A 20,551-nucleotide genomic window follows, 5' to 3' on the forward strand; every position below is an offset into this window, starting at 1 on the left:
CATATTAAACGCAACAATATTTTTCTCGAGGAGGAGACTACATGAAGAAATTTGTACCTACCATCATTTGCGTGCTATTACTTTCCTCATTTTTTGTATCCGCTTGCAGCAATGAAATGGCTTCACCTTCGTCGGATCAGGTTACGCTTCGCTTCGCTACCTGGGACACAGGGGAGAGCTTGAAGTATGAACAAGAAATTGCGAAGCTGTTTGAACAGAAAAACCCCCATGTCAAAATCCAAGTGGAATCCTATGCGGAAGGCTATGATGATAAAATTGCCGCCTCCTTTGGTACCAAGAACCCGCCCGATGTGATGTATATGTGGAATTATCCTAACTATTATCAGTCGCTGCTGCCCTTGGATGATTTACTCTCAAAGGATACGGCGGCTAAGTCCATCACGGAAGACTTCTATGAAAACATCTTTAACTACCACAAGTTTGAAGGGAGCTCGTACGGATTACCTGTTGGCTTTGTCACCCGTGTCATTTACTACAATAAAAGACTTTTCGATGAAGCTGGCGTTCCTTATCCAACAGAAGGATGGACATGGGATGATTTTCGTTCCGCAGCCAAACAGATGTCCAATCCGGCCAAAAAACAATACGGATTTGTTTTGAAGCAAAAAGATAATTCTTATGCCTTCCAAGAGTTCGTATGGAGCAATGGTAGCAATTTCATCAGTCCGGATGGGAAGAAGCTGGAAGGGTTCATGAACAGCCAAGAAACAAAAGAAGCGATCTCCATCTTTAGCGATCTGATCAAAGATGGAAGTGCCATCGTAGTGGAGAGCGACAGATACACCGAGAGCTTTAAGTCAGGCAAAATCGCCATGATCGAAAACGGGGTTTGGCCATTGGAAGGATTTAAAGAAGCAGGACTCGATTTTGGTACGGTGGAATTGCCAGCCTTTCCAGAAAAGCCAGTAAAAGGTGTAATTCATACGGCGGGAGTATCCATTGCAAAGGATACCAAGCAACGGGAAATTGCGTGGGAGTTCGTCAAATTTTTTGTCTCTGCAGAGGGAGCCAAAATACGCAAGGGTGACATGCCAGCACTAAAAAGTGTCGCCAAGGAAACAAAAGTAGCGGAAGACCCATTGCGTAAACCCTTTTATTCCATGCTAGAGAAAGCCGATGAGGTACCAGTTTTCCTCCTGAATTCAAAATGGAACGAAATTGATAAAAATCTGGATTATGCCATCTCATCTGTTTTACTCGGAAAAGCCCAAGCAGATCACGCCTTGGATGAAGCGGTGAATGTTTCGAATCAGTTTGTTGAAACGAAGTAACAAAGGGGCGATTCTGCAAGATGATTTCGACCAATATTCAGACGAGAGAGAAGAGAGAACAAATTGAAAAGGGTGCTATATCACAAAAGAATAGGCGGGGGAATCTCACACCCTACCTTTTCATTTCACCTTGGATCATTGGCTTCGTTGCTTTTACACTGGGACCTCTTTTCTTTTCGCTTGCCATCAGTTTCTTTGATTATCCGATAGTCGGTACTCCGCAGTTTATTGGCTTTGATAATTACGTGCAGATGTTTACGAATGACCCGATTTTCTGGGAGTCCTTAGGGGTTACCTTCAAGTTTGCTGCAATCCTGGTTCCGTTAAATATCTTCATATCCTTGCTGCTTGCCCTACTTTTACATCAGAATGTCGGTGGCTCCACCTGGTATCGAACGATCTTCTATCTGCCGACCGTAATTGCAGGAGTTTCGCTGTCGCTTATCTGGGCCTGGGTCTATGACGGAGAATACGGCCTTCTGAATTATTTTTTGTCATGGATCGGCATTGAAGGTCCGCGTTGGTTAAGCGATCCGGAGTGGTCACTCTTTGCCATTGTCTTTGCGGGATTATGGGGGCAAGGTGTCATGATGCTGGTTTTTCTATCTGGACTAAAAAACATCCCCAAAGAATTGTATGAAGCAGCAGAAATAGACGGCGCTGGAGTCTTTTCCAAATTCTTCTCCATCACACTGCCCATGCTCAGCCCAACCATGTTGTTTAATCTGATCACTGCGGTCATCAGCGCATTTCAGCAGCTAACGTTTGCTTTGGTCATCACCAAAGGCGGGCCGTTGCGGTCGACCTATTTTTACGCCATGTACGTCTATGAGAATGCATTCCGCTATTTTAAGATGGGGTACTCAGCGGCAAATGCCTGGTTTATGTTTCTGATTATTTTGTCACTGACCTTCGTTTTGTTCAAAACATCGAAAACCTGGGTGTATTACGAAAATGAAAGGAAAGGGAAGAAATAAACGAACGTAGGGGGAGGTACGATGATTCAACCCAATCGTGTTTATAAACTGATGATTCATTCCGTATTATTTTTTTTTAGCTTTTTATTCCTTGCTCCATTTATCTGGATGTTTTTGACGGCTGTGAAGTCACCCGAAGAAGCGTTTGTTTATCCGCCCGTATGGATTCCTTCCGAATTTCATTTCAGCAATTTCCTGAAGGCGTGGAACAAGCTGCCGTTTACGACTTTTTTGCTCAACTCCGTGCTCGTGACAGGGCTTGGCGTGATCGGACAGTTACTCGCTTCATCCCTTGTTGCTTATGGGTTTGCTAGATTTGACTTCAAGGGGAGAGATACGTTATTCATGATTCTTTTGGCATCCATGATGATTCCCTGGGATGTGACCGCTATTCCTCAGTACATTGAGTTTAATGCACTCGGTTGGATCGATACATTGCTGCCTTTGATTGTCCCGACGTGGTTTGGAAGCCCCTTTTTTATCTTTTTATTCAGACAATACCTGTTGACAATCCCAAAAGAACTGGAAGATGCCGCACGGATAGATGGCGCCAACTCCCTGCAAATCTACTTCAAGATCATTCTTCCGTTGATGTCTCCTGTGCTCGTAGTGGGAGGTGTGTATCAGATGATCAATTCCTGGAATGATTACCTTGGCCCATTAATCTTCTTGAATGATCAAAGCAAATATACGCTGACGCTTGGCCTGATGCAGTTTAAAGGGATGTTTGATGTGGATGTCATATCCGTCATGGCAACGACTCTCTTGATCTGCATTCCTCCCATCGTTGTTTTTTTCCTGGCACAACGATACATCATGGACGGAGCATCTACTACCGGATTCAAGTAAACTGATCATAAAAAGGAGGAGGAACGATGCTTCATCACTTAGAGGCATATCATGACCCTGCAATTCGGGTCAAATTGCAAAACGAACGTACTGACGGCGGCATCTCCTATGTACATGTCCGAATGGAAGCGGATGAGGAAATTTCATTCCCACAGGTTCAACTCGAATGGCATTACCCTGCGGTCAATATACAATCGTACTGGCATCCTGGCAGTTTTCGCAGCAAAAGTCTCGGAGTCGATTGGGGTAAAGGCTTCTCTTCCAAAGGAACGGTTGTTGCGCCCGTTGGTTGCTTTCTCAGCTCGGATGGACGTAATCGCCTCGCCATTGCTTATTCCAATGCAATAGAGACCGTCACTTTTAACATGGGGATCCGTGAAGAGGACGGAACGATTCGCTGTCAAATCACGCTTTTTTCAGAGCCTTCCAAACCGATGAAAAGGTATGAGGGAACCATTCGTATTGATCAAAGAGACATTCCTTATGAACAAGCGATTCAGGCCATATCCTCTTGGTACGAGAGTATGGATGCCTATCGGCCATGCATGATACCCGATGCGGCAACATTCCCGATGTATTCCACATGGTATTCTTTTCATCAAGAGCTCGTTGATAACGAGATCGAAGAACAATGTAGAATGGCAAAAGAGATCGGGTGTGACACCGTAATCGTGGATGACGGATGGCAAACAACCGATAATCAAAGAGGATATGCCTATTGCGGGGATTGGGAGGTCGCTCATCAAAAAATCGGCAACATGAAAGAACATGTGCAAAGAGTTCAGGCCATGGGAATGAAGTACATCCTGTGGTACAGTATGCCTTTTATCGGTCTGCATTCGAAAGCGTGGGATACCTATAAAGATAAGATGCTATTGTATCGAGAGCATCTGCAAGCAGGTGTTTTAGATCCAAGGTATCCCGACGTTCGGGAATACTTGATATCCACTTATGAAACTGCTCTGAACGAATGGGGCGTCGATGGCTTCAAGCTAGATTTTATAGATGAGTTTGATTTGAACAAAGCGAATGAAAAAGCTTTCAAAAATGATGGGAGAAGAGATTTTGACTCCGTTCAAGAAGCGGTTGAATGCTTGCTTGAAGGAATCTTCGCGCGGTTACATGCCAAGAAAGCTGATGTCATGATTGAATTTCGTCAGAAGTATATCGGTCCCTTTATGAGAAGGTTTGGGAACATATTTCGGGTTGCAGATTGTCCGAATGATGCCGTTACCAATAGGGTGGGGACGATCGATTTGCGGTTGTTATCCGGTAACACCGCTGTTCACTCAGACATGTTGATGTGGAGCCCGGAAGATAACGTTGAAAATGCGGCTCTACAGCTCATTAATGTTTTGTTTGCGGTTCCACAATTTTCGATGCGCTTCGAGAAATTGCCGCCGGAGCATTTCGAAATGACAAAATTCTGGTTGAAGTTTTGGAGAGAAAACAGAGATGTCCTTTTATTTGGAGACTTACGCGCAGAAGCTCCCGAGTTGCTCTATCCTAATGTTCACGCGCGGAATCTATCGAAAGTAGTCATGGCAGTCTATGGTAGTCCATACGTGAAGGTGGTTGAGCCAGGCAATAAAAAGCTATTCATTATCAACGGGACGTTACACCACGAACTGGTTTTGGATGCAGACAGAGAGTTACCTGACAGAGTAGTAGAGGTTTATGATTGTTGCGGCAACCTGGTACATATGGCTCCGTTGGCAGTTCAGAAGGTGCCGCATCGTCTGAAGGTGAAACCGTCGGGATTAGTGATAATTACATGTTTGAAATGCGATACCGCTCCTTTTTAAGGGGCGGTTTTTTTTAGTGGGATAGATATTTTCTCAAGGATATTTTCAACAGGCATAGAATATTAACATTATTCACAATCTTCGTTTAAGGAAGGTATAAACATATGGATAAAGAAGCTCAGAGAATCGACCTTAGACAAGAACAGTTCAACATGAAAGAGCTGCTTCAGTCACTTGTTGAAACGACTATGGACGCGATTTCAGTTAGGGACATGCATGGTAAAATACTTTTTGTGAATAGTGCTTTTGAAAAAATCTATGGTTGGACGTATCAAGACCTCCTGAATGACCCGTACTGTCTCGTACCTGAAGATCTTATTGACGAGACAAAGGAAATTTTCCACGAGGTTAAATATGAAGGGAAAAATATTACGGGCTATGAGACCATGCGTCAACGAAAAAATGGCCAGATCGTGCAGGTAGGTCTAACAGCTTCCCCTATAAGAGATACAGAAGGAACGATTGTAGGCACTTCAGTTATCGCAAGGGATATTACGGACCGCAAAATGGCGGAAGAGGCTCTCGTGACAAGCGAGGCAAAGTACCGTATCCTCGTAGAAAATACAAGCGATGTTATTTGTCAACATGATGTAGACATGAATAATCTTTTTGTATCTCCTTCTATCGAACACCATTTGGGATACACACCGGATGAATTTCTGCAAACGAATAGTTTTGATCTCATTCACCCCGATGATGTGAAAATCGTGAAAGACCTGCGTCCCTTACTCTCCACGAATCCCCAAAATGTACAAATGGAGATCAGAATACGTCATAAAAATGGATCGTGGGTGTACTGGGAGTCGCGTTGTGTTCCGATTATGTCTGAGAACAAAGAGGTTGATAGCTTTCTATTCGTTTCACGCAGTATCACTGAGCGAAAACAGTCTGAAGAAGCTTTGCGCAAGAGCGAGGAACAGTATAGATTCATTGCCGAACACACAGCAGACTTCATATCCGTGATTGATAAGAACGGTCACGTATCGTATGGTTCACCTTCACATCTGAAGAAATTAGGTACGAACCAAATTATCATTGAAAACATACATCCAGAAGATGCATCACTCGTCTTTGAGCGATTTTCCACTATGCTTCAATTCGATATACCTATTACATGTGAGTATCGATACAGAGTGGAAAACGAGAAATGGATCTACCTCGAATCGAAAGGAATGCCTTTTTTTAGCTCGGATGGCGAAAGTCAATACTTTATCAACGTTACACGTGATATTACGGAGAGGAAGCAGAACGAAGAACTTCTCCGCAAAACAGAGAAGCTGTCCGTAATCGGTGAATTGGCTGCAAGTATCGCGCATGAAATAAGGAATCCTCTTACGTCATTGAAAGGCTTTATCCAGTACTTGCGGCCAACGCTATCGGAGGGCGTTATTTTTACAGACATTATGTTGTCCGAGCTAGATCGCATCAACTTTATCGTGAGTGAGCTGCTTGTATTGGCCAAACCGCAAACTCTGAATGTGAAGCGGATTCTTTTACACCCTCTCATTGAAAGTGTGGTAAAGTTTCTCGAATCAGAAGCGAATCTAAACAACATTTCGATCAACACCATATTCAGCCATATACCGATAGCGATCAAAGGAGAAGAAAATCAAGTAAAACAAGTCTTTATCAATATTTTAAAGAATTCCCTGGATGCTATTACGGCGAATGGCGAAATCAGCATAGAAACCACATGCCTACGTGATAACCAAGTGCTGATTCGATTTACCGACAATGGATGTGGCATTTCCCAAGAGCTGCTACCTAGACTCGGCGAACCTTTTTATACCACGAAAGAGAAAGGTACAGGCTTAGGCTTACTTGTCAGCAATAAAATAATGAAAGATCATCAAGGTACCATCACCATCTCAAGTGAGGTTAACAAGGGCACTATCGTGGAAATCATGTTTCCCATTTCGAAATAGGAAGGTGATCCTATTGAATACTCAAATCGTTCGCAATAAGGTACCATTCACCAAATCTCCACCTACTTGCGCTGAAAAAGTCAGAATTTTTAGAGGGGAAGAAAATCATGTGGAGGAAGTTACTGCTTCATCCGCTTGCAGTTCGATACAGCGTGTTTATGATCGGACTGGCGGTCATGGCGTTTGGTATTGGCATGATGATTGAGGCTCATTTAGGTGTTGCACCGTGGGATACACTGCATATCGGATTACAGAAGACATTTGGACTGACCATCGGCATATGGTCGCAGATCGTGGGAGCCTTGATCATTCTCGCTTCCTACATCATTGGCAAGATTCGGCCGAACATGGGTATGTTTTTAAACATGTTTTTCTTCGGGCTGTTTATTGACTTATTCATGTGGCTGAACTGGATTCCTACAGGAGAGACCGTTATAGAACGAGCCATTTTGTTTGTTGTCGGTCTGCTCATCTATACGGTCGGCACGGGCATGTATATTTCTCCACGATTAGGAGCCGGTCCACGTGACAGTTTTATGTTAGCGCTACATGAGCGAATGGGATGGGGCATCGGTAAAGTCAGGATCGGTATAGAGTGCACGGTCATGGTGTTGGGCTTGTTGCTTGGTGGGCCCGTTTCGGTGGGAACCTTTGTGACGGCCCTTGCGATCGGACCGCTGATCAAGCTGTTTATTCCGATGTGGGAGCGAATCCTGGCAAAACCGTACGGAACGGCTTAACCAGCGCAAAAGAAAAAGGGTGCTCAAATTGAGTACCCTTTTTCACTTTGTTGCTGCTTGCGTTCAGCCATATAGGATGCGATTCCCAAAATCAGCCCCAGTGCTACGAGTACAGCGCCGACCCATGGGAGAGAGGTAATATGAAGATGAGTAATAACCCATCCGCCAATGAAAGCACCAGCTGCATTTCCTAGATTTCCGGCAGAATGACTGGAGGTAGAAGCAAGCGCTGGCGCATTCTGTGCGAGATTCATCACACGCACTTGCAGCCCTGGAAATACAGCGAAAGAAGCAGCGCCCCATAGAAAAATAGTCAATACGGCAGCTATTGGACTGTACAGGGTAAACGTAAAGAGCGTGAGAATGATGCAAATAGTAAAGTAAAGTCCGAGTATGGAGGGCATCAGCTTCCAATCCGCAAGCTTTCCGCCCACGATATTTCCGATGGTCACTCCACAGCCAAAGAGGACAAGAATCCACGTTACATGATACTCAGCAAAACCGGTAATTTGCGTCAGCAGTGGCGTAATGTACGTAAATACGGTGAATAGACCCGCGTTGCCCAGTGCTCCGATCAGTAGGTACAGAAGGAGCTTGGGCTTGAGAAGAGCGGTAATTTGCCCAGTGATACTCCCGGTATTTTCTTGCCGCATTTTGGGGACGAAAATGAGTATTCCGATGAGTGCTATTACTCCCATGATTGCTATAGAGCCAAATGAGGCTCGCCACCCCATGTGTTGACCAATGAAAGTCCCCAAAGGTACACCAATAATATTGGCGATCGTCAGGCCTGCCATCATAATGGAAACGGCTGCTGCACGTTTTTCAGGACTTACTAGACTAGAGGCTACAACAGCCCCAACTCCAAAGAATGTCCCGTGTGTCAAAGCGGTGATCAGGCGTGCCCCCATCAGTATTTCGTAGTTGGGAGCAAAAACAGAGATTCCGTTCCCGAGAATAAATAGAACCATTAGTAGACAGAGTAGCTTCTTTTGGGGAATTCGGTGGGTGAGGACTGTCAGTATCGGTGCACCGACTGCTACCCCTAGAGCATACATGGTAATGAGTTGACCCGCAGAGGAGATACTAACTCCCAAATCCTCTGCAACATTCGGGAGCAGACCCATAATGACAAATTCCGTCATCCCAATGGCAAAAGAGCCCACAGTAAGAGAGAGCAAAGAGATAGAAGACTTTTCCTTGTTGGCCTGTTTCTTGGTAGTAGTTTGAGATAATTCCATGAAGTCAATACAACCTTTCTGTAGTGTATAATCCCGTTTTTGGTGCGGGTAAAGATTACATGTTCCATATTGTTAAGTCAAGGTATTCTTTTTGCATATTTGTAAAAAAACAAATACCTAAATCTGAGGAATCTTTGACCTTATAGCAACTCAGCGTGGTAATGAACAATGAGAAGAGGAATAAAGAATTACAAGTGGGCAGTTGACAGATAACCAAATTGTGGATATGATGTACTCGTCAATAATCGTAATCATTACGGTTTATTTTTTTCTAACTCAAATCGTAATGATTACGTTTAATGCGAAATAATTAGCTGTTCATTAAAAATATGGTAAGAGGGTAGGTTGTGATGAAACGGGAAATCGATTTTATAAAGTTTAATCCCACACAAAATATGACCATTCTTGTGAAAAATAATCATCAAGCGGAAGAGTATACGCTCATCGCCTCAAAAATGATGTCCTATGATAGTGTCCATGCTGAACAAGTGGGGTTTATCGAAAAACCGAATCATGATGGAGCGGCAGCCCATCTGCAAATGGCCGGGGGCGAGTTTTGCGGAAATGCATGCATGGCATTAGCGACGTTCATTGCGCATGAAAATGGGCTACAGCATAATGATTGGACCAAAATTGTTCTGGAAGCTTCGGGAACAGATCATTTCGTTGCTTGTCGGGTAAAAAGAATCGAAGACGAATATTACTGCCAAGTTTCGATGCCGCTTCCTAAAAAGATCGAGCAGCAGTCAATCCACTATGATGGCGACGAAATAAACATGGTGATTGTGAGGTATCCTGATTTCTTTCACATCGTGATTGAAGTGGACCAGTTCAATGAGACGGTAAGAAAACGTGCGCAATCTTTAGCCAAGCTGCTTGGAGTAACTGTAGGGGCGAATTTGATCGGTGTGCTACTGTATCAGCCTGCTTCGAATGAAATGGCTCCGCTTATCTTTGTTCCGCCATTGGATAGCATGATCTGGGAAAGAGGCTGTGGGTCTGGTACTGCTTCACTGGGAGCCTATCTGGCTTGGAAAAAGCAAGGCGATATCGCTACTCCAATCAGGCAACCGGGAGGTACGATTCATGTAACGGCCAATTGGCAAAGACATGAAGTAACAAGCCTACATATTGAGGGGGCAGTCGGAATCGTGGCACGAGGAAAAGCATTCATCGAGATACAAGATTCCGTTTGAGGTTTCGTACTTTATTTAGCAAGGGGAGAACTGAATGAATAGACCAGAACAGTTGCAACAACATTTGACTACATTTCTTGAAAGGTTCACCCATTTAGCAGATCAATATGACGGCACCATCGATCACAGCTCAGAGTTAGAGAAGATCATAGATGAGTATTCTACATTCATAACGGATGGAAGAAACAAAGAAGCCTGGGCGCATCTAGAATCGTCAATCGTAAGCCAGTCAAGTCAGCTTGTGGAGGATGTAAGGAAATCATCGGCGACTTGCGTTGCCATTATGGAGAAATATCGTGCGCTGAAGCTGCTGGATGGGATTGCCGACAAGACCGACTACTTTCAAAACATAGAATCATGCATTGAAGAAGAATTTGGGAGTTTCCAAGTTACTGTTGATTCAAAGGTGTTGATGGTTGGCTCAGGCTCATTTCCCATGACGCCATTGTTGATTGCGAAGCGAACTGGAGCGGAAGTGGTTGGTATCGACATTGATGAGGAGGCTATCAAGCTAGGGCGGAGTGTTGTAGAAAGGCTGGGAAGTGAATTGCCTATCCGCTTGGAGAACGAGTTTGTGGAACGACTTGATGTGACGAAGGATGCAACCCATATCATCTTTAGCTCGACGGTTTCAAATAAATATGACCTGCTGGAACAATTGCATCCATTGACAAATGAACAAGTGATCGTAGCAATCCGATACGGTAATCAAATGAAGTCTCTTTTTAACTACCCCATGAGAGAGGTAGATGAGCGGAAATGGACGCTGATTGAAACCATCTTGCGTCCTGACCATGTGTTTGATATCGCTTTATATAAAAAAGCATCGGCTGCATGCTGATTGTAAAAGGAGGTTTCTATGGGTGCTATGAAACGAATCTTGCTATTGGGAACTGGTCCAGCTTCCATTCAATTGGCTGTCCTGCTAAAAAAACAATGGGATTGCTACATTGGGATCGTTGGGCGTGAGTCTGTTCGTTCCGAATCGTTTTTTACGGAACTTAAGCAAAATAGGCAGCAAATTCGCGTAGATGTTCAAAATGAAAAGCATCAAAAGATAGAAGGCGAATGCCAAATCGATCATGTATTCCATGGATATGAGACAGTTACAGGGGAATGGGATACCTTCCTATTATCTGTCACTACAGATGCTTACATAGAGGTTTTACAACAAATCAATGATCCTGTTTTACAGCAAATAAAGTGCATGGTTTTAGTTTCCCCGACCTTTGGCTCCAACAGTTTACTACAACATTATCTAAACAGGATTCATTCAGATGCGGAGATTATCAGTTTTTCTACTTACCTTGGCGATACACGCTGGTACCACGATAAGCCTTCCAATCGTGTGATTACGACTGGGGTTAAGAAAAAAGTATACATTGGCTCGACGCACTCACCATCCCAGAATGTAAAAAGACTTTGTGAATTATATGAGCAAGTAGGTATTGATTTGGAAGTCATGAACTCTCCGATTGAGGCGGAAACGAGAAACATATCCCTCTATGTGCATCCTCCATTGTTTATGAATGATTTCTCGCTTCGCGTGATATTTGGAGAGGAACCAATCAAAAAGTACGTATACAAAATGTTTCCAGAGGGCCCCATCACACAATCTCTCATTCGCGATATGTTGAGCCAATGGAAAGAGATCACAAATGTGGTGGAAAAGCTCAATATGAAAGGAGTCAATTTGCTGAAGTTCATGACGGATGATAACTATCCGGTGAGGCTGGAGTGTCTATCACGTGATGATATCGAAAACTTCGTTCATTTTGAAACCATTCATCAAGAGTATTTATTGTTCATTCGGTATACCTCCCTGTTGATCGATCCTTTTTCGGAGCCAGACTCAGATGGAAGATACTTCGATTTTTCTGCTGTCCCCATCCGGAAAATGTTTATCAATAGAGAAGGGTATTGGGATATCCCGCGCATGCCAAAGGAAGATTACTATCGGATAAAAATCATTCAGGGCATTGCTAGATACATAGATATCAGTTGCCCTACCATCGATACATTCATTGAAACGTACGAGCGTAAAATTGCGGAAGTTTCGCGAACACGTAAGGACGAACGGTTATCAGATGCATTCGTGGTGCAAAGCTTTGAGGAAGATTTGAAGATGATAGGCAGTGAGATCGGCAAGGGTATCGGAACAAGGAAACTGTACTAGCACGTATCTTCAGGAGGAATTGGTATGACAAGAAGAATGGGATATTTAGTAAGGACTTTCATGGTCACAATCGTACTGCTGGTTGGCTGCAGTAACGGAGATACGGCAAAAACGGAGACAATCGATACAGAGAAAAAGATCGTGTATGCCACTTCGAAAGATATTAACGATATGAACCCCCATTTTTATTCCGGCTCCATGCCAGCACAAGGGATGGTGTACGAATCGTTAGTAGAAAATACGGAAGATGGGATCAAACCGTTGTTGGCTGAATCTTGGGAAGTTTCCGGCGATGGAAAAGCGTACACGTTTCATTTGAGAAAAAACGTGACATTCCATGATGGAGAGCCATTTAATGCAGAAGCAGTGAAAAAGAATATAGAAGCGGTGCAAAGCAATGCAACCAAGCATTCGTGGATCAAGCTCTCCACCAAGATCGTGGACTGCAATGTACTCGATGAATATACGGTGGAACTGGTCTTATCCGAACCGTATTACCCGACACTGGTCGAATTGTCGATGACAAGACCGTATGTATTCATCTCGCCCCAAAATTTTGTGAACGGGGGAACCAAAGATGGGGTTAGTGGTTATAACGGAACAGGCCCCTATAAGCTCAGTGAGCATAAAGTCGATCAGTATGCCGTATTTGAAGCGAATGAAAAATACTGGGGCAGCGCGCCCAAAGTGAAGAAAATCACAGCCAAAGTACTTCCCGCAGGAGAAACTACTTTCTTGGCCCTGCAAAAGGGCGAAGTGAACTTTGTATTTACGGATGATCGAGGCGCGAATAGCCTCGATGTAAAAGCCATGAATCAGTTCGTTGAATCAGGTGAACACCAAATGATTCGCAGTCAACCAATGAACACAGGCATAATTGTCGCCAATAGTAGCAAAACCGATAGCCCTGTACATGAAACGGCTGTGCGCGAAGCGTTTTGGCATGCGATTGACAGAGAAACCATCAGTAAACAAATATTTGAAGATACTGAACAACCAGCCTATACGCTTTTCTCTTCGAATGTTCATTACGCCAACGTGAAATTAGAGAAGCGGGGATACGATTTGGAGAAAGCGAAGAAGATTTTGGAGGAGGCAGGCTGGAGTATCGGGAATGCGGTCGAAATCAGAGCGAAAAACGGAAAGCCATTAGCCATGAAGCTTTATTATGATGTAAATTCGTCTACTCAAAAAACGCAGGCTGAATTAATTCAACATACGGTAAAAAGGATTGGGGTTCATCTGGAGATTATCGGCGAAGAGTCATCTTCGATTGCGAACAGAAGGTCTACAGGTGACTATGATCTGCTCTTCAATCAAACGTGGGGACTCGCGTATGATCCGCAGAGCACAATCGCTGCTTTTACTTCCAAGTCTTCCTATTACCATACGACAAGAGGCATCGCGCAAGCTAATGAGCTCTATAAAAAAATAGAAGAAGTCATGGTGACGACTGATGAGGAACATAGAAAATCGTTATATACCGATATTTTGACCATTGTCCATGAGGAAGCCGTATTTATTCCGATTACGAATGGAAGAGTCACGATCTTGGCTCCCAAAAACCTGCAGGGCATCTCGTTTAAGCAAACGCAATTCGAGCTTCCATTTGAGCGGATGTACTTTGAATAAATACACAAGAGGAGCGTGCTATGGGCAGGTATATCACCAAAAGGTTACTACTATCGATTCCTTTGGTTCTGATCATATCCTTTGTGACGTTTGCCTTTATTCATCTATCTCCCTTAGATCCCGCTGAAGTGGTGCTGCATTCGCAAGGCATACCCCAAATAACGGATGAGTTACTTGCGCAAACAAGAGCGAAACTTGGGATGGACCAACCCTTTCTGACTCGTTACCTAAACTGGGTTGTCTCATGCTTGCAGCTAGATTTTGGAGATTCATATATAACGGGAAAACCCGTGTGGTCCATGCTAGGACCAGCCTTTCTCCATACAGTAAAGCTGACACTGGTTTCGACATTCGCCATTGTTGTACTGTCCATCGTATTGGGGGTAGCTTGCGCATTGAATGCGGGAAAATGGGTGGACAAATCAGTCAGAGGTGTTTCGTTTTTCTTGACATCGATGCCTTCCTATTGGCTCGCAGCTTTACTAATTTGGTATTTTTCCGTCAAGCTGGATTTGCTTCCGACAAGCGGAATGGAGTCGTTTAAAAGCTATGTATTGCCCGTTGCTGTGATTACAATCAGCTATGCTGGCATCTATTTTCGAATCATCAGAAGTTCCATGTTAAGCAACATGAATGAAGACTACGTTCTCTACGCCAGAGCATGCGGCTTACCGGAGAAAAAGATCACGATGCACATTCTTAGAAATTCATTGCAGGTGGCCATTTCCGTAATAGGCATGGCGATTCCCATTATTTTGGGAAGTACAGTCGTCGTGGAAAACATCTTCGCTTGGCCGGGACTCGGAACACTAAGCGTCAAATCCATTTTAAGCAGGGATTTTCCGATCATCCAAGCTTATGTCCTTGTGTTGGCAGTCGTCTTTATTCTGTTCAACACCGTTTCCGACATCATCAATGTGGCATTGAACCCCAAACTCAGGGATGGTCTCTAGATGAAGCGATTACAAAATGTGTGGAAAGATAAGGTCGCTGTCCTATCCTTATCGATTATCACGGTCACAGCAGTGGCAGGGATATTTGCGCCTCTCGTTGCGCCGCATGATCCCGAAGAAGTACATATGGAGCTTCGATTTGCATCCGCATCATGGGAATATCTTTTGGGCAACGACCACCTCGGGCGATGTGTTTTATCCAGACTCATTTACGCGATTCGTCCCAGCATGCTCTGGGTCTTTGTTGCGCTGCTTCTATCTGTATCGATTGGGTCGATTGTAGGCGTTCTTGCGGGTTACTTTCGTGGAAAAACGGATGCTATCTTGATGCGCGTTTGTGATGTGATCCTTTCATTTCCGGGATATGTCATGACCTTGGCGATCATCGGCATTTTGGGAGTAGGTTTTGAAAATATGATCATCGCCTTTGTATGGATCAAATGGGCGTGGTTTGCTCGAATCATCAGAGCGTCAGTCATGCAATATGCGGAATCCGATTATGTAAAATTCGCAAAGGCAATCGGCGTAAGCAATATGGCAATCATGATCAGGCACATTGTTCCGGTTGCATTGCCCGACATTGCCGTCATTTCTAGCAGCTCCTTCGGTTCGATGATTTTGCAAATATCGGGGTTTTCCTTCCTCGGCTTAGGCATTCAAGCACCGGAAGCAGAGTGGGGCATGATGTTGAATGAAGCGAGAGACGTCATGTTTTCACGCCCGGAATTCATGCTAGCTCCCGGTTTGACCATCGTGATCGTTGTTTCGGCCATTAACTATTTGTCTGATGCACTTCAAGTGGCTTTCGATCCCAAATTAATGACTTCTACATATCAGCAGCAAGGGTTAGAAACAGCCTCTACCGTTAAACTCGAAGGAAAGGGGGTAGCATGACAGGATGATGAACATTTTGGAGGTAAAAAACCTGAAAATCTGGGACAGTCGCAATGATCGATTGCTTGTTCCAAATAGTTCATTCTATGTGAAGCAAGGAAGCTGCCTGGCTATTGTTGGAGAAAGCGGAAGCGGGAAGTCGGTGACTTGCAAGGCCATCATGAAATTGAATAAAGTCGGGATTCGCCAATCGGGAGACATTCTGTTACGAGGAGAAAACCTCATGGAGCTCTCTGAACAGGAGATGCGGAGAAAGAGGGGGAAACAGCTTTGCATGATTTTGCAGAATGGCATGCGTGCCTTTGATCCCTCGTGCGTGGTGGGCGTTCATCTAAAGGAAACGCTTGTGGAACATTTTGGATGGAGCCGTGACGAAATCATAACCAAAATGAAAAATGCCATGGAAAGCGTCATGCTGAAAGACCCGCTAGAGGTGATGAATAAGTATCCGCACCAGTTGTCGGGTGGAACGCTGCAACGAGTCATGATTGCGCTCGCCATCGTATTGGAGCCGGACATTCTGATTGCTGATGAACCCACGACAGCACTCGATACCATCTCGCAGTTCGAAGTCATTGAACAGTTCCTGCAATTGCGTGAACGAATGGGTTGCTCCATGATCTTCATTTCTCATGATTTAGGGATTGTCAAATTACTAGCAGATGAAGTCCTCGTCATGAAAGAAGGAGAAATTGTTGAAAAGGGGACGACCCAAGCCATCTTCTCTGAACCGCAGCATTCATATACCCGTTCCTTACTCTCCACGAAGCTGGCGATGAATCAACATTTTAAGAGAGTCATGGGAGGAATTAGTGTTGCTGAGCATTGAGTGCGTGGAGAAATCATATCGGAAAGGCGGATTGTTCTCAAGGGAAAGAGAGCATGTGTTGAAAAACATTAGCTTTGAATGCAAGTCTGGGGAGTGTCTAGGCATTATCGGAGAAAGTGGAAGTGGTAAATCAACACTAGGACGATTGCTATTGGGGATTGAAAAGCCTGATCGAGGTACCATCTTGTTTGAGGGCAAAAAAGTAGAGGACCGAAAAGTGAGAGCAGGGAACATCAGCGCTGTGTTTCAAGATTACACTTCCTCCATCAATCCATTTTATACGGTTGAGGAGGCAATTCGGGAGCCTTTACAAATGAAAAGAGAGGCACGGGTAGATGCTCTAAGCGAGATTGACCATTTATTCTATCAAGTGGGGTTGGATCCTTCCTATCGAAAAAAATATCCGCATGAGTTATCAGGGGGAGAGGTTCAGCGGGTATGCATAGCGAGAGCCGTTTCAACTGAACCCAAATGCATCCTATTCGATGAAGCAATCAGTTCTTTGGACGGCTCTGTGCAAATGCAAGTGCTTGAATTACTGAAGAATTTGAGAAAACGTTATGACATGAGCTATATCTTCATTACCCACGACATACAGGCTGCCGCCTATCTTTGCGACAGAATCATGATCATACGAAATGGTGAGATCGAAGAGATCGTGAAGGTTGACCAATTAAAAGATGTTCAGTCCGGCTATACGAAGAAATTGTTGCAAATGATAATTGCGTAATGGAATTGGCAATGAAAGTGAACAGAGGAAGGAGCAAGGAGCTATGAGAGGGGCTCTTTCTTGGCCATTTTTGCGATTGTACATCTTGACTCTATTGTATTTTAGCGCGAACTCTATTCTGAATGTCATTATTCCCTTGAAGGGTGCAGAGTTGGGTGCGACCAATACAACAATCGGAGTCGTTATGGGAGCGTATCTGTTTACAACCATGTTTTTTCGGCCATGGGCAGGCCAAATCATCCAAAAACATGGACCAATCAAAATACTCCGCACGATTCTTATATTCAATGGAGCGGCTCTTATTTTATATACGTTCACCGAATTAGAGGGCTTTATCGTTGCACGTATTCTGCAAGGGGTGTGTACCGCTTTTTTCTCCATGGCCTTACAGTTAGGGATTATTGATGCGTTGCCGGATAAGGATCGTTCACAAGGGATTTCCATGTATTCCTTATGTGCTTATTTACCTGGTATTCTTGGTCCACTACTCGCTCTAGGCATCTGGCAAGCAGGGGATAGCCATTCTTTTACAGTTGCCATGGTCACCATTGCGATCCTTACAGGAGCGGTGGGCTATAGTGCCAAAATGGACAAAAAAGTAGCCGAGCCAGTTCAGGGGCAGACAGATAAGGGAGCAACCATGTTTGGTTCCGTAAGCTATTTAGTCAAAAACTCTCGTTTACGTAAATGCAGTGTCTTGATGCTTGTTGCATCCATTATTTTTGGAGCTGTGACTACCTTTATCCCGTTGTACGCTGTACAAATCGAATATGGGAATGCAGGAATTTACCTCATGCTTCAGGCAGGCACCGTTGTATTATCCCGGTTTGTTTTGAGAAAGCAAATCCCGTCAGACGGCAAGTGGCGTTCATCGTTTATGATGGGAATTATGTTCACTCTTGCAGCAGCGGCGTTAAGTGTAAGCTTTTCTATCCTGGGTGGGGCAGCCTTTTTATACGTAGGCGCCATATTAATGGGAATTGCTCAAGCCCTTCTTTATCCTACGTTAACGACGTATTTAACCTTTGTTCTGCCGAAGACGGATCGCAACGTGTTAATCGGGTTATTCATAGCGATGGCCGATTTGGGTGTTTCTTTGGGAGGAGTCATCATGGGGCCAGTGGCTGATTATTTCTCCTATTCCTTTATGTATATGATTTGCGCAATCTTAGGAGTGACGATGATCATTTTTGCCTATGAACGAAGCACTACTTCTGTTGGGGTACAATAAGAGAAATCGTTATAGGACACGTAGGAGAATATTCAGATGGCAAGCCGAGTACATGCTAGGGGATCATACCTAGTGGTTACTCGGCTTTTTCATACGCAGATGCGAATCAAGACACAGTATCTATTTGATCATCATGTAGCGTCACATAAGATAGGGGAAGGTACCTATTTGAAAGGTGCTCTCCGTCTCTTACGATTGGATGATAGAAGAAATACGATCAGTATGGAGGACCAATGATGGATCAAAGTCCGACTTTTTTTGACTGCTATGGAGATGAAGGGAAGGCGATGGATAACGGTTATCTGAAGCAAATTTTCGACCACTTGCAGGACGGAATTATTCTCATGGATCAGGAACGAAAAATTATGGTGATGAATCCATCCGCAGAAAAAATGACCGGTTGGAAGCGAGGAGAAAAGGTGCCGTTCTGCTCCTACTGCCAGAGCAGAGAGCTGGAAGAGGGAGAAGAACGATGTTATTTGCTCGCCAAACGGGAGGTTCCGTATTTTCTTTCTGCGATGCCCACGTATGAAGGACGGTATGTTGACATGGAAATGAGCACGGCTGTCATCTATGAAAATGGCGAACAAGACATGCAGGATGTACTTCTGGTCTTGAAAGATATGACGGTCAAGAAAAAAGAAGAGGAGGTCAGAATCTCCAAGCAGGTGCTGCAAAAAACACTAGAAGCCCAGGAAAACGAACATAAGCGTCTGGCCCAGGAGCTGCACGACGGCGTAGGACAGTCCTTGTATTCCGTTTCGGTTGGCATTCAAGCGATTCAAACGCGTCTCAACCAGGAAGGACAATTCCGGGAATTCATGCAAGAGATTGTGAATGAGCTGGAAAAAGCGATACAAGACGTCAAGCTGTATTCTTTACAGCTGCGTCCGTATAGTCTTGATCAACTGGGGCTGATTCCTACGGTTCGGCATCTTGTTTCTAGCTTGAACAAAGCACATCAGGATGTTTCTATTACGTTTTCCTACAGCAATGTCAGTGATCATTTTCAGCCAATTTTGGAAATCAATCTGTACCGTGTCATCCAAGAAGCCTTACATAATGCACTAAAATACGCGAAGGCGACACTCATTGAAGTCATCTTGTACAAGGAAGACGACCAACTGACTTTGCAGATTCAGGACAACGGAATCGGATTCGTTCGCGATCAGGTTCGGGTCGGTCTGGGACTCAAACATATGGAAGAACGAGTGGATCAGATGGAGGGGATTCTTCAGATTCAATCCGTGATCCACGAAGGTACATCGATCAAGGTAACAGTAGTGGAAGAAGGAGGGAGAGCAGAGTGATACGAGTGCTTTTGGTTGACGATCACACGATGATTCGGAAGGGATTGCGTGTGCTTCTCGAAAGTTACTCTCAAATAAAAATTGTCGGAGAGAGTCATACGGGCAACGATGCTATCCTTAAAGCCAATCAGCTGGAACCCGATGTAGTGCTGATGGATTTGTCATTGCCCAATGGGCTGGATGGGTTTACAGCGAGCAATGAGATTCGCAAGTCGAATCCTTTCGTGAAAATCGTCATATTGACCATGCATGACGAGGAGATTTTTGTCCAGAAGGCTATTACCGTCGGAGCTCATGGGTACATTTTAAAAAACAGCCATGGCGAGTTGCTGTTTCAAGCCATTGCGGAAGTCTACAGAGGTAAGCGCTTTTACAAGACTTCCGTATCGCAAGAAATCATCGATCTATGGCTGAAATCGGATGCCAAAACGATGCCTTCTGTTTTAACGCTACGAGAAAAGGAGCTTGTCAGACTCATTGTGCTTGGCTATACGAATAAGGAAATGGCAGATAAGCTGTTGATCAGCGTCAAAACCGTGGAGAACCACAAAACGAATATCATGCAGAAACTAGGACTGGATTCCAAGCATCAATTAATCCAATACGCCATTAAAAATAAATATCTCGATTTGGCATTTTAATGGCATGGATCAAAAAGTAGGGGACTTCCCCTATATGGAAAAAATGACAGAGGAATAAACTGAATATAGAGACTACACCTCGTCAACCATCATCGTACGATTGGAAACCATATCGTCGTCGAAGGAGGAA

The 20,551-nt window shown here is 44.2% G+C and carries 18 protein-coding genes; 17 read left to right on the forward strand and 1 reads right to left on the reverse strand.

The genetic code is table 11. From position 1 onward, the window contains the following. Positions 1–41 precede the first annotated feature (41 nt). From PMI05_RS12400 to PMI05_RS12425, 6 genes are all read left to right on the forward strand, one after another. Positions 42–1,292: a sugar ABC transporter substrate-binding protein gene (locus PMI05_RS12400; RefSeq protein WP_007721775.1), complete on the forward strand. Its 1,251-nt coding sequence runs from the start codon at positions 42–44 to the stop codon at positions 1,290–1,292. A gap of 20 nt (positions 1,293–1,312) precedes the next feature. After that, the gene (locus tag PMI05_RS12405; RefSeq protein ID WP_007721777.1) at positions 1,313–2,269 is read left to right on the forward strand and encodes a carbohydrate ABC transporter permease; all 957 of its coding nucleotides are present in this window, start codon (positions 1,313–1,315) and stop codon (positions 2,267–2,269) included. A 21-nt stretch (positions 2,270–2,290) separates the two neighbouring features. Then, on the forward strand, positions 2,291–3,118 hold the full coding sequence (locus PMI05_RS12410; RefSeq protein WP_007721779.1) for a carbohydrate ABC transporter permease: 828 nt from the start codon (positions 2,291–2,293) through the stop codon (positions 3,116–3,118). A 26-nt stretch (positions 3,119–3,144) separates the two neighbouring features. Next, complete coding sequence (locus PMI05_RS12415; RefSeq protein WP_007721781.1) at positions 3,145–4,923, forward strand: glycoside hydrolase family 36 protein; 1,779 nt, start codon at positions 3,145–3,147, stop codon at positions 4,921–4,923. Between the two features lie 104 nt (positions 4,924–5,027). Then, positions 5,028–6,848, forward strand: coding sequence for a PAS domain S-box protein (locus PMI05_RS12420; RefSeq protein WP_007721784.1), 1,821 nt, complete (start codon positions 5,028–5,030; stop codon positions 6,846–6,848). A 107-nt stretch (positions 6,849–6,955) separates the two neighbouring features. Continuing rightward, positions 6,956–7,588, forward strand: a complete 633-nt coding sequence (locus PMI05_RS12425) for a YitT family protein (RefSeq protein ID WP_007721786.1) — start codon at positions 6,956–6,958, stop codon at positions 7,586–7,588. 23 nt (positions 7,589–7,611) lie between these two features. On the opposite strand, the gene PMI05_RS12430 is transcribed toward PMI05_RS12425, so the two are convergent. Then, positions 7,612–8,829: an MFS transporter gene (locus PMI05_RS12430; protein WP_007721788.1), complete on the reverse strand. Its 1,218-nt coding sequence runs from the start codon at positions 8,827–8,829 to the stop codon at positions 7,612–7,614. A 350-nt stretch (positions 8,830–9,179) separates the two neighbouring features. On the opposite strand from PMI05_RS12430, the gene PMI05_RS12435 reads away from it, so the two are divergent. The 11 genes from PMI05_RS12435 (at position 9,180) to PMI05_RS12490 (ending at position 20,421) form a co-directional block, all read left to right on the forward strand. Further along, a complete protein-coding gene (locus PMI05_RS12435; RefSeq protein WP_007721790.1) occupies positions 9,180–10,025 on the forward strand; it encodes a hypothetical protein in 846 nt (281 codons plus the stop codon). Between the two features lie 34 nt (positions 10,026–10,059). Beyond that, the gene (locus tag PMI05_RS12440; protein ID WP_007721791.1) at positions 10,060–10,866 is read left to right on the forward strand and encodes a class I SAM-dependent methyltransferase; all 807 of its coding nucleotides are present in this window, start codon (positions 10,060–10,062) and stop codon (positions 10,864–10,866) included. An 18-nt stretch (positions 10,867–10,884) separates the two neighbouring features. After that, positions 10,885–12,201: an opine metallophore biosynthesis dehydrogenase gene (locus tag PMI05_RS12445; RefSeq protein ID WP_007721792.1), complete on the forward strand. Its 1,317-nt coding sequence runs from the start codon at positions 10,885–10,887 to the stop codon at positions 12,199–12,201. Between the two features lie 24 nt (positions 12,202–12,225). Then, positions 12,226–13,833, forward strand: coding sequence for a nickel ABC transporter substrate-binding protein (gene nikA / locus PMI05_RS12450; RefSeq protein WP_007721793.1), 1,608 nt, complete (start codon positions 12,226–12,228; stop codon positions 13,831–13,833). Positions 13,834–13,853: 20 nt separating this feature from the next. Continuing rightward, positions 13,854–14,786, forward strand: coding sequence for a nickel/cobalt ABC transporter permease (opp1B, locus tag PMI05_RS12455; RefSeq protein WP_007721794.1), 933 nt, complete (start codon positions 13,854–13,856; stop codon positions 14,784–14,786). After that, positions 14,787–15,680, forward strand: a complete 894-nt coding sequence (opp1C, locus tag PMI05_RS12460; RefSeq protein ID WP_007721796.1) for a nickel/cobalt ABC transporter permease — start codon at positions 14,787–14,789, stop codon at positions 15,678–15,680. 7 nt (positions 15,681–15,687) lie between these two features. Next, complete coding sequence (locus tag PMI05_RS12465; protein WP_039960682.1) at positions 15,688–16,509, forward strand: ABC transporter ATP-binding protein; 822 nt, start codon at positions 15,688–15,690, stop codon at positions 16,507–16,509. Next, positions 16,496–17,239, forward strand: a complete 744-nt coding sequence (locus PMI05_RS12470; RefSeq protein ID WP_039960683.1) for an ABC transporter ATP-binding protein — start codon at positions 16,496–16,498, stop codon at positions 17,237–17,239. Before PMI05_RS12465 ends, PMI05_RS12470 begins: the two co-directional genes overlap by 14 nt. Positions 17,240–17,282: 43 nt before the next feature. Then, the gene (locus PMI05_RS12475; protein ID WP_007721802.1) at positions 17,283–18,470 is read left to right on the forward strand and encodes an MFS transporter; all 1,188 of its coding nucleotides are present in this window, start codon (positions 17,283–17,285) and stop codon (positions 18,468–18,470) included. Between the two features lie 233 nt (positions 18,471–18,703). After that, entirely contained in the window at positions 18,704–19,780 is a 1,077-nt protein-coding gene (locus tag PMI05_RS12485; protein ID WP_238543294.1) for a PAS domain-containing sensor histidine kinase, read from the forward strand. After that, the gene (locus PMI05_RS12490; RefSeq protein WP_007721808.1) at positions 19,777–20,421 is read left to right on the forward strand and encodes a response regulator transcription factor; all 645 of its coding nucleotides are present in this window, start codon (positions 19,777–19,779) and stop codon (positions 20,419–20,421) included. The genes PMI05_RS12485 and PMI05_RS12490 overlap by 4 nt, the downstream gene beginning before the upstream one ends. Positions 20,422–20,551 lie beyond the last annotated feature (130 nt).

Origin of the sequence: Brevibacillus sp. BC25 (assembly GCF_000282075.1) — a bacterium.
Lineage (GTDB): Bacteria > Bacillota > Bacilli > Brevibacillales > Brevibacillaceae > Brevibacillus.

Coding starts and splice junctions, on each gene's coding strand:
- PMI05_RS12420 (WP_007721784.1), top strand. CDS start 5,028: ATGGATAAAGAAGCTCAGAGAATCGACCTTAGACAAGAACAGTTCAAC.
- PMI05_RS12425 (WP_007721786.1), top strand. CDS start 6,956: ATGTGGAGGAAGTTACTGCTTCATCCGCTTGCAGTTCGATACAGCGTG.
- PMI05_RS12445 (WP_007721792.1), top strand. CDS start 10,885: ATGGGTGCTATGAAACGAATCTTGCTATTGGGAACTGGTCCAGCTTCC.
- PMI05_RS12405 (WP_007721777.1), top strand. CDS start 1,313: ATGATTTCGACCAATATTCAGACGAGAGAGAAGAGAGAACAAATTGAA.
- PMI05_RS12440 (WP_007721791.1), top strand. CDS start 10,060: ATGAATAGACCAGAACAGTTGCAACAACATTTGACTACATTTCTTGAA.
- PMI05_RS12465 (WP_039960682.1), top strand. CDS start 15,688: ATGAACATTTTGGAGGTAAAAAACCTGAAAATCTGGGACAGTCGCAAT.
- PMI05_RS12435 (WP_007721790.1), top strand. CDS start 9,180: ATGAAACGGGAAATCGATTTTATAAAGTTTAATCCCACACAAAATATG.
- PMI05_RS12475 (WP_007721802.1), top strand. CDS start 17,283: ATGAGAGGGGCTCTTTCTTGGCCATTTTTGCGATTGTACATCTTGACT.
- opp1B (WP_007721794.1), top strand. CDS start 13,854: ATGGGCAGGTATATCACCAAAAGGTTACTACTATCGATTCCTTTGGTT.
- PMI05_RS12430 (WP_007721788.1), bottom strand. CDS start 8,829: ATGGAATTATCTCAAACTACTACCAAGAAACAGGCCAACAAGGAAAAG.
- PMI05_RS12410 (WP_007721779.1), top strand. CDS start 2,291: ATGATTCAACCCAATCGTGTTTATAAACTGATGATTCATTCCGTATTA.
- nikA (WP_007721793.1), top strand. CDS start 12,226: ATGACAAGAAGAATGGGATATTTAGTAAGGACTTTCATGGTCACAATC.
- PMI05_RS12415 (WP_007721781.1), top strand. CDS start 3,145: ATGCTTCATCACTTAGAGGCATATCATGACCCTGCAATTCGGGTCAAA.
- PMI05_RS12400 (WP_007721775.1), top strand. CDS start 42: ATGAAGAAATTTGTACCTACCATCATTTGCGTGCTATTACTTTCCTCA.
- opp1C (WP_007721796.1), top strand. CDS start 14,787: ATGAAGCGATTACAAAATGTGTGGAAAGATAAGGTCGCTGTCCTATCC.
- PMI05_RS12485 (WP_238543294.1), top strand. CDS start 18,704: ATGATGGATCAAAGTCCGACTTTTTTTGACTGCTATGGAGATGAAGGG.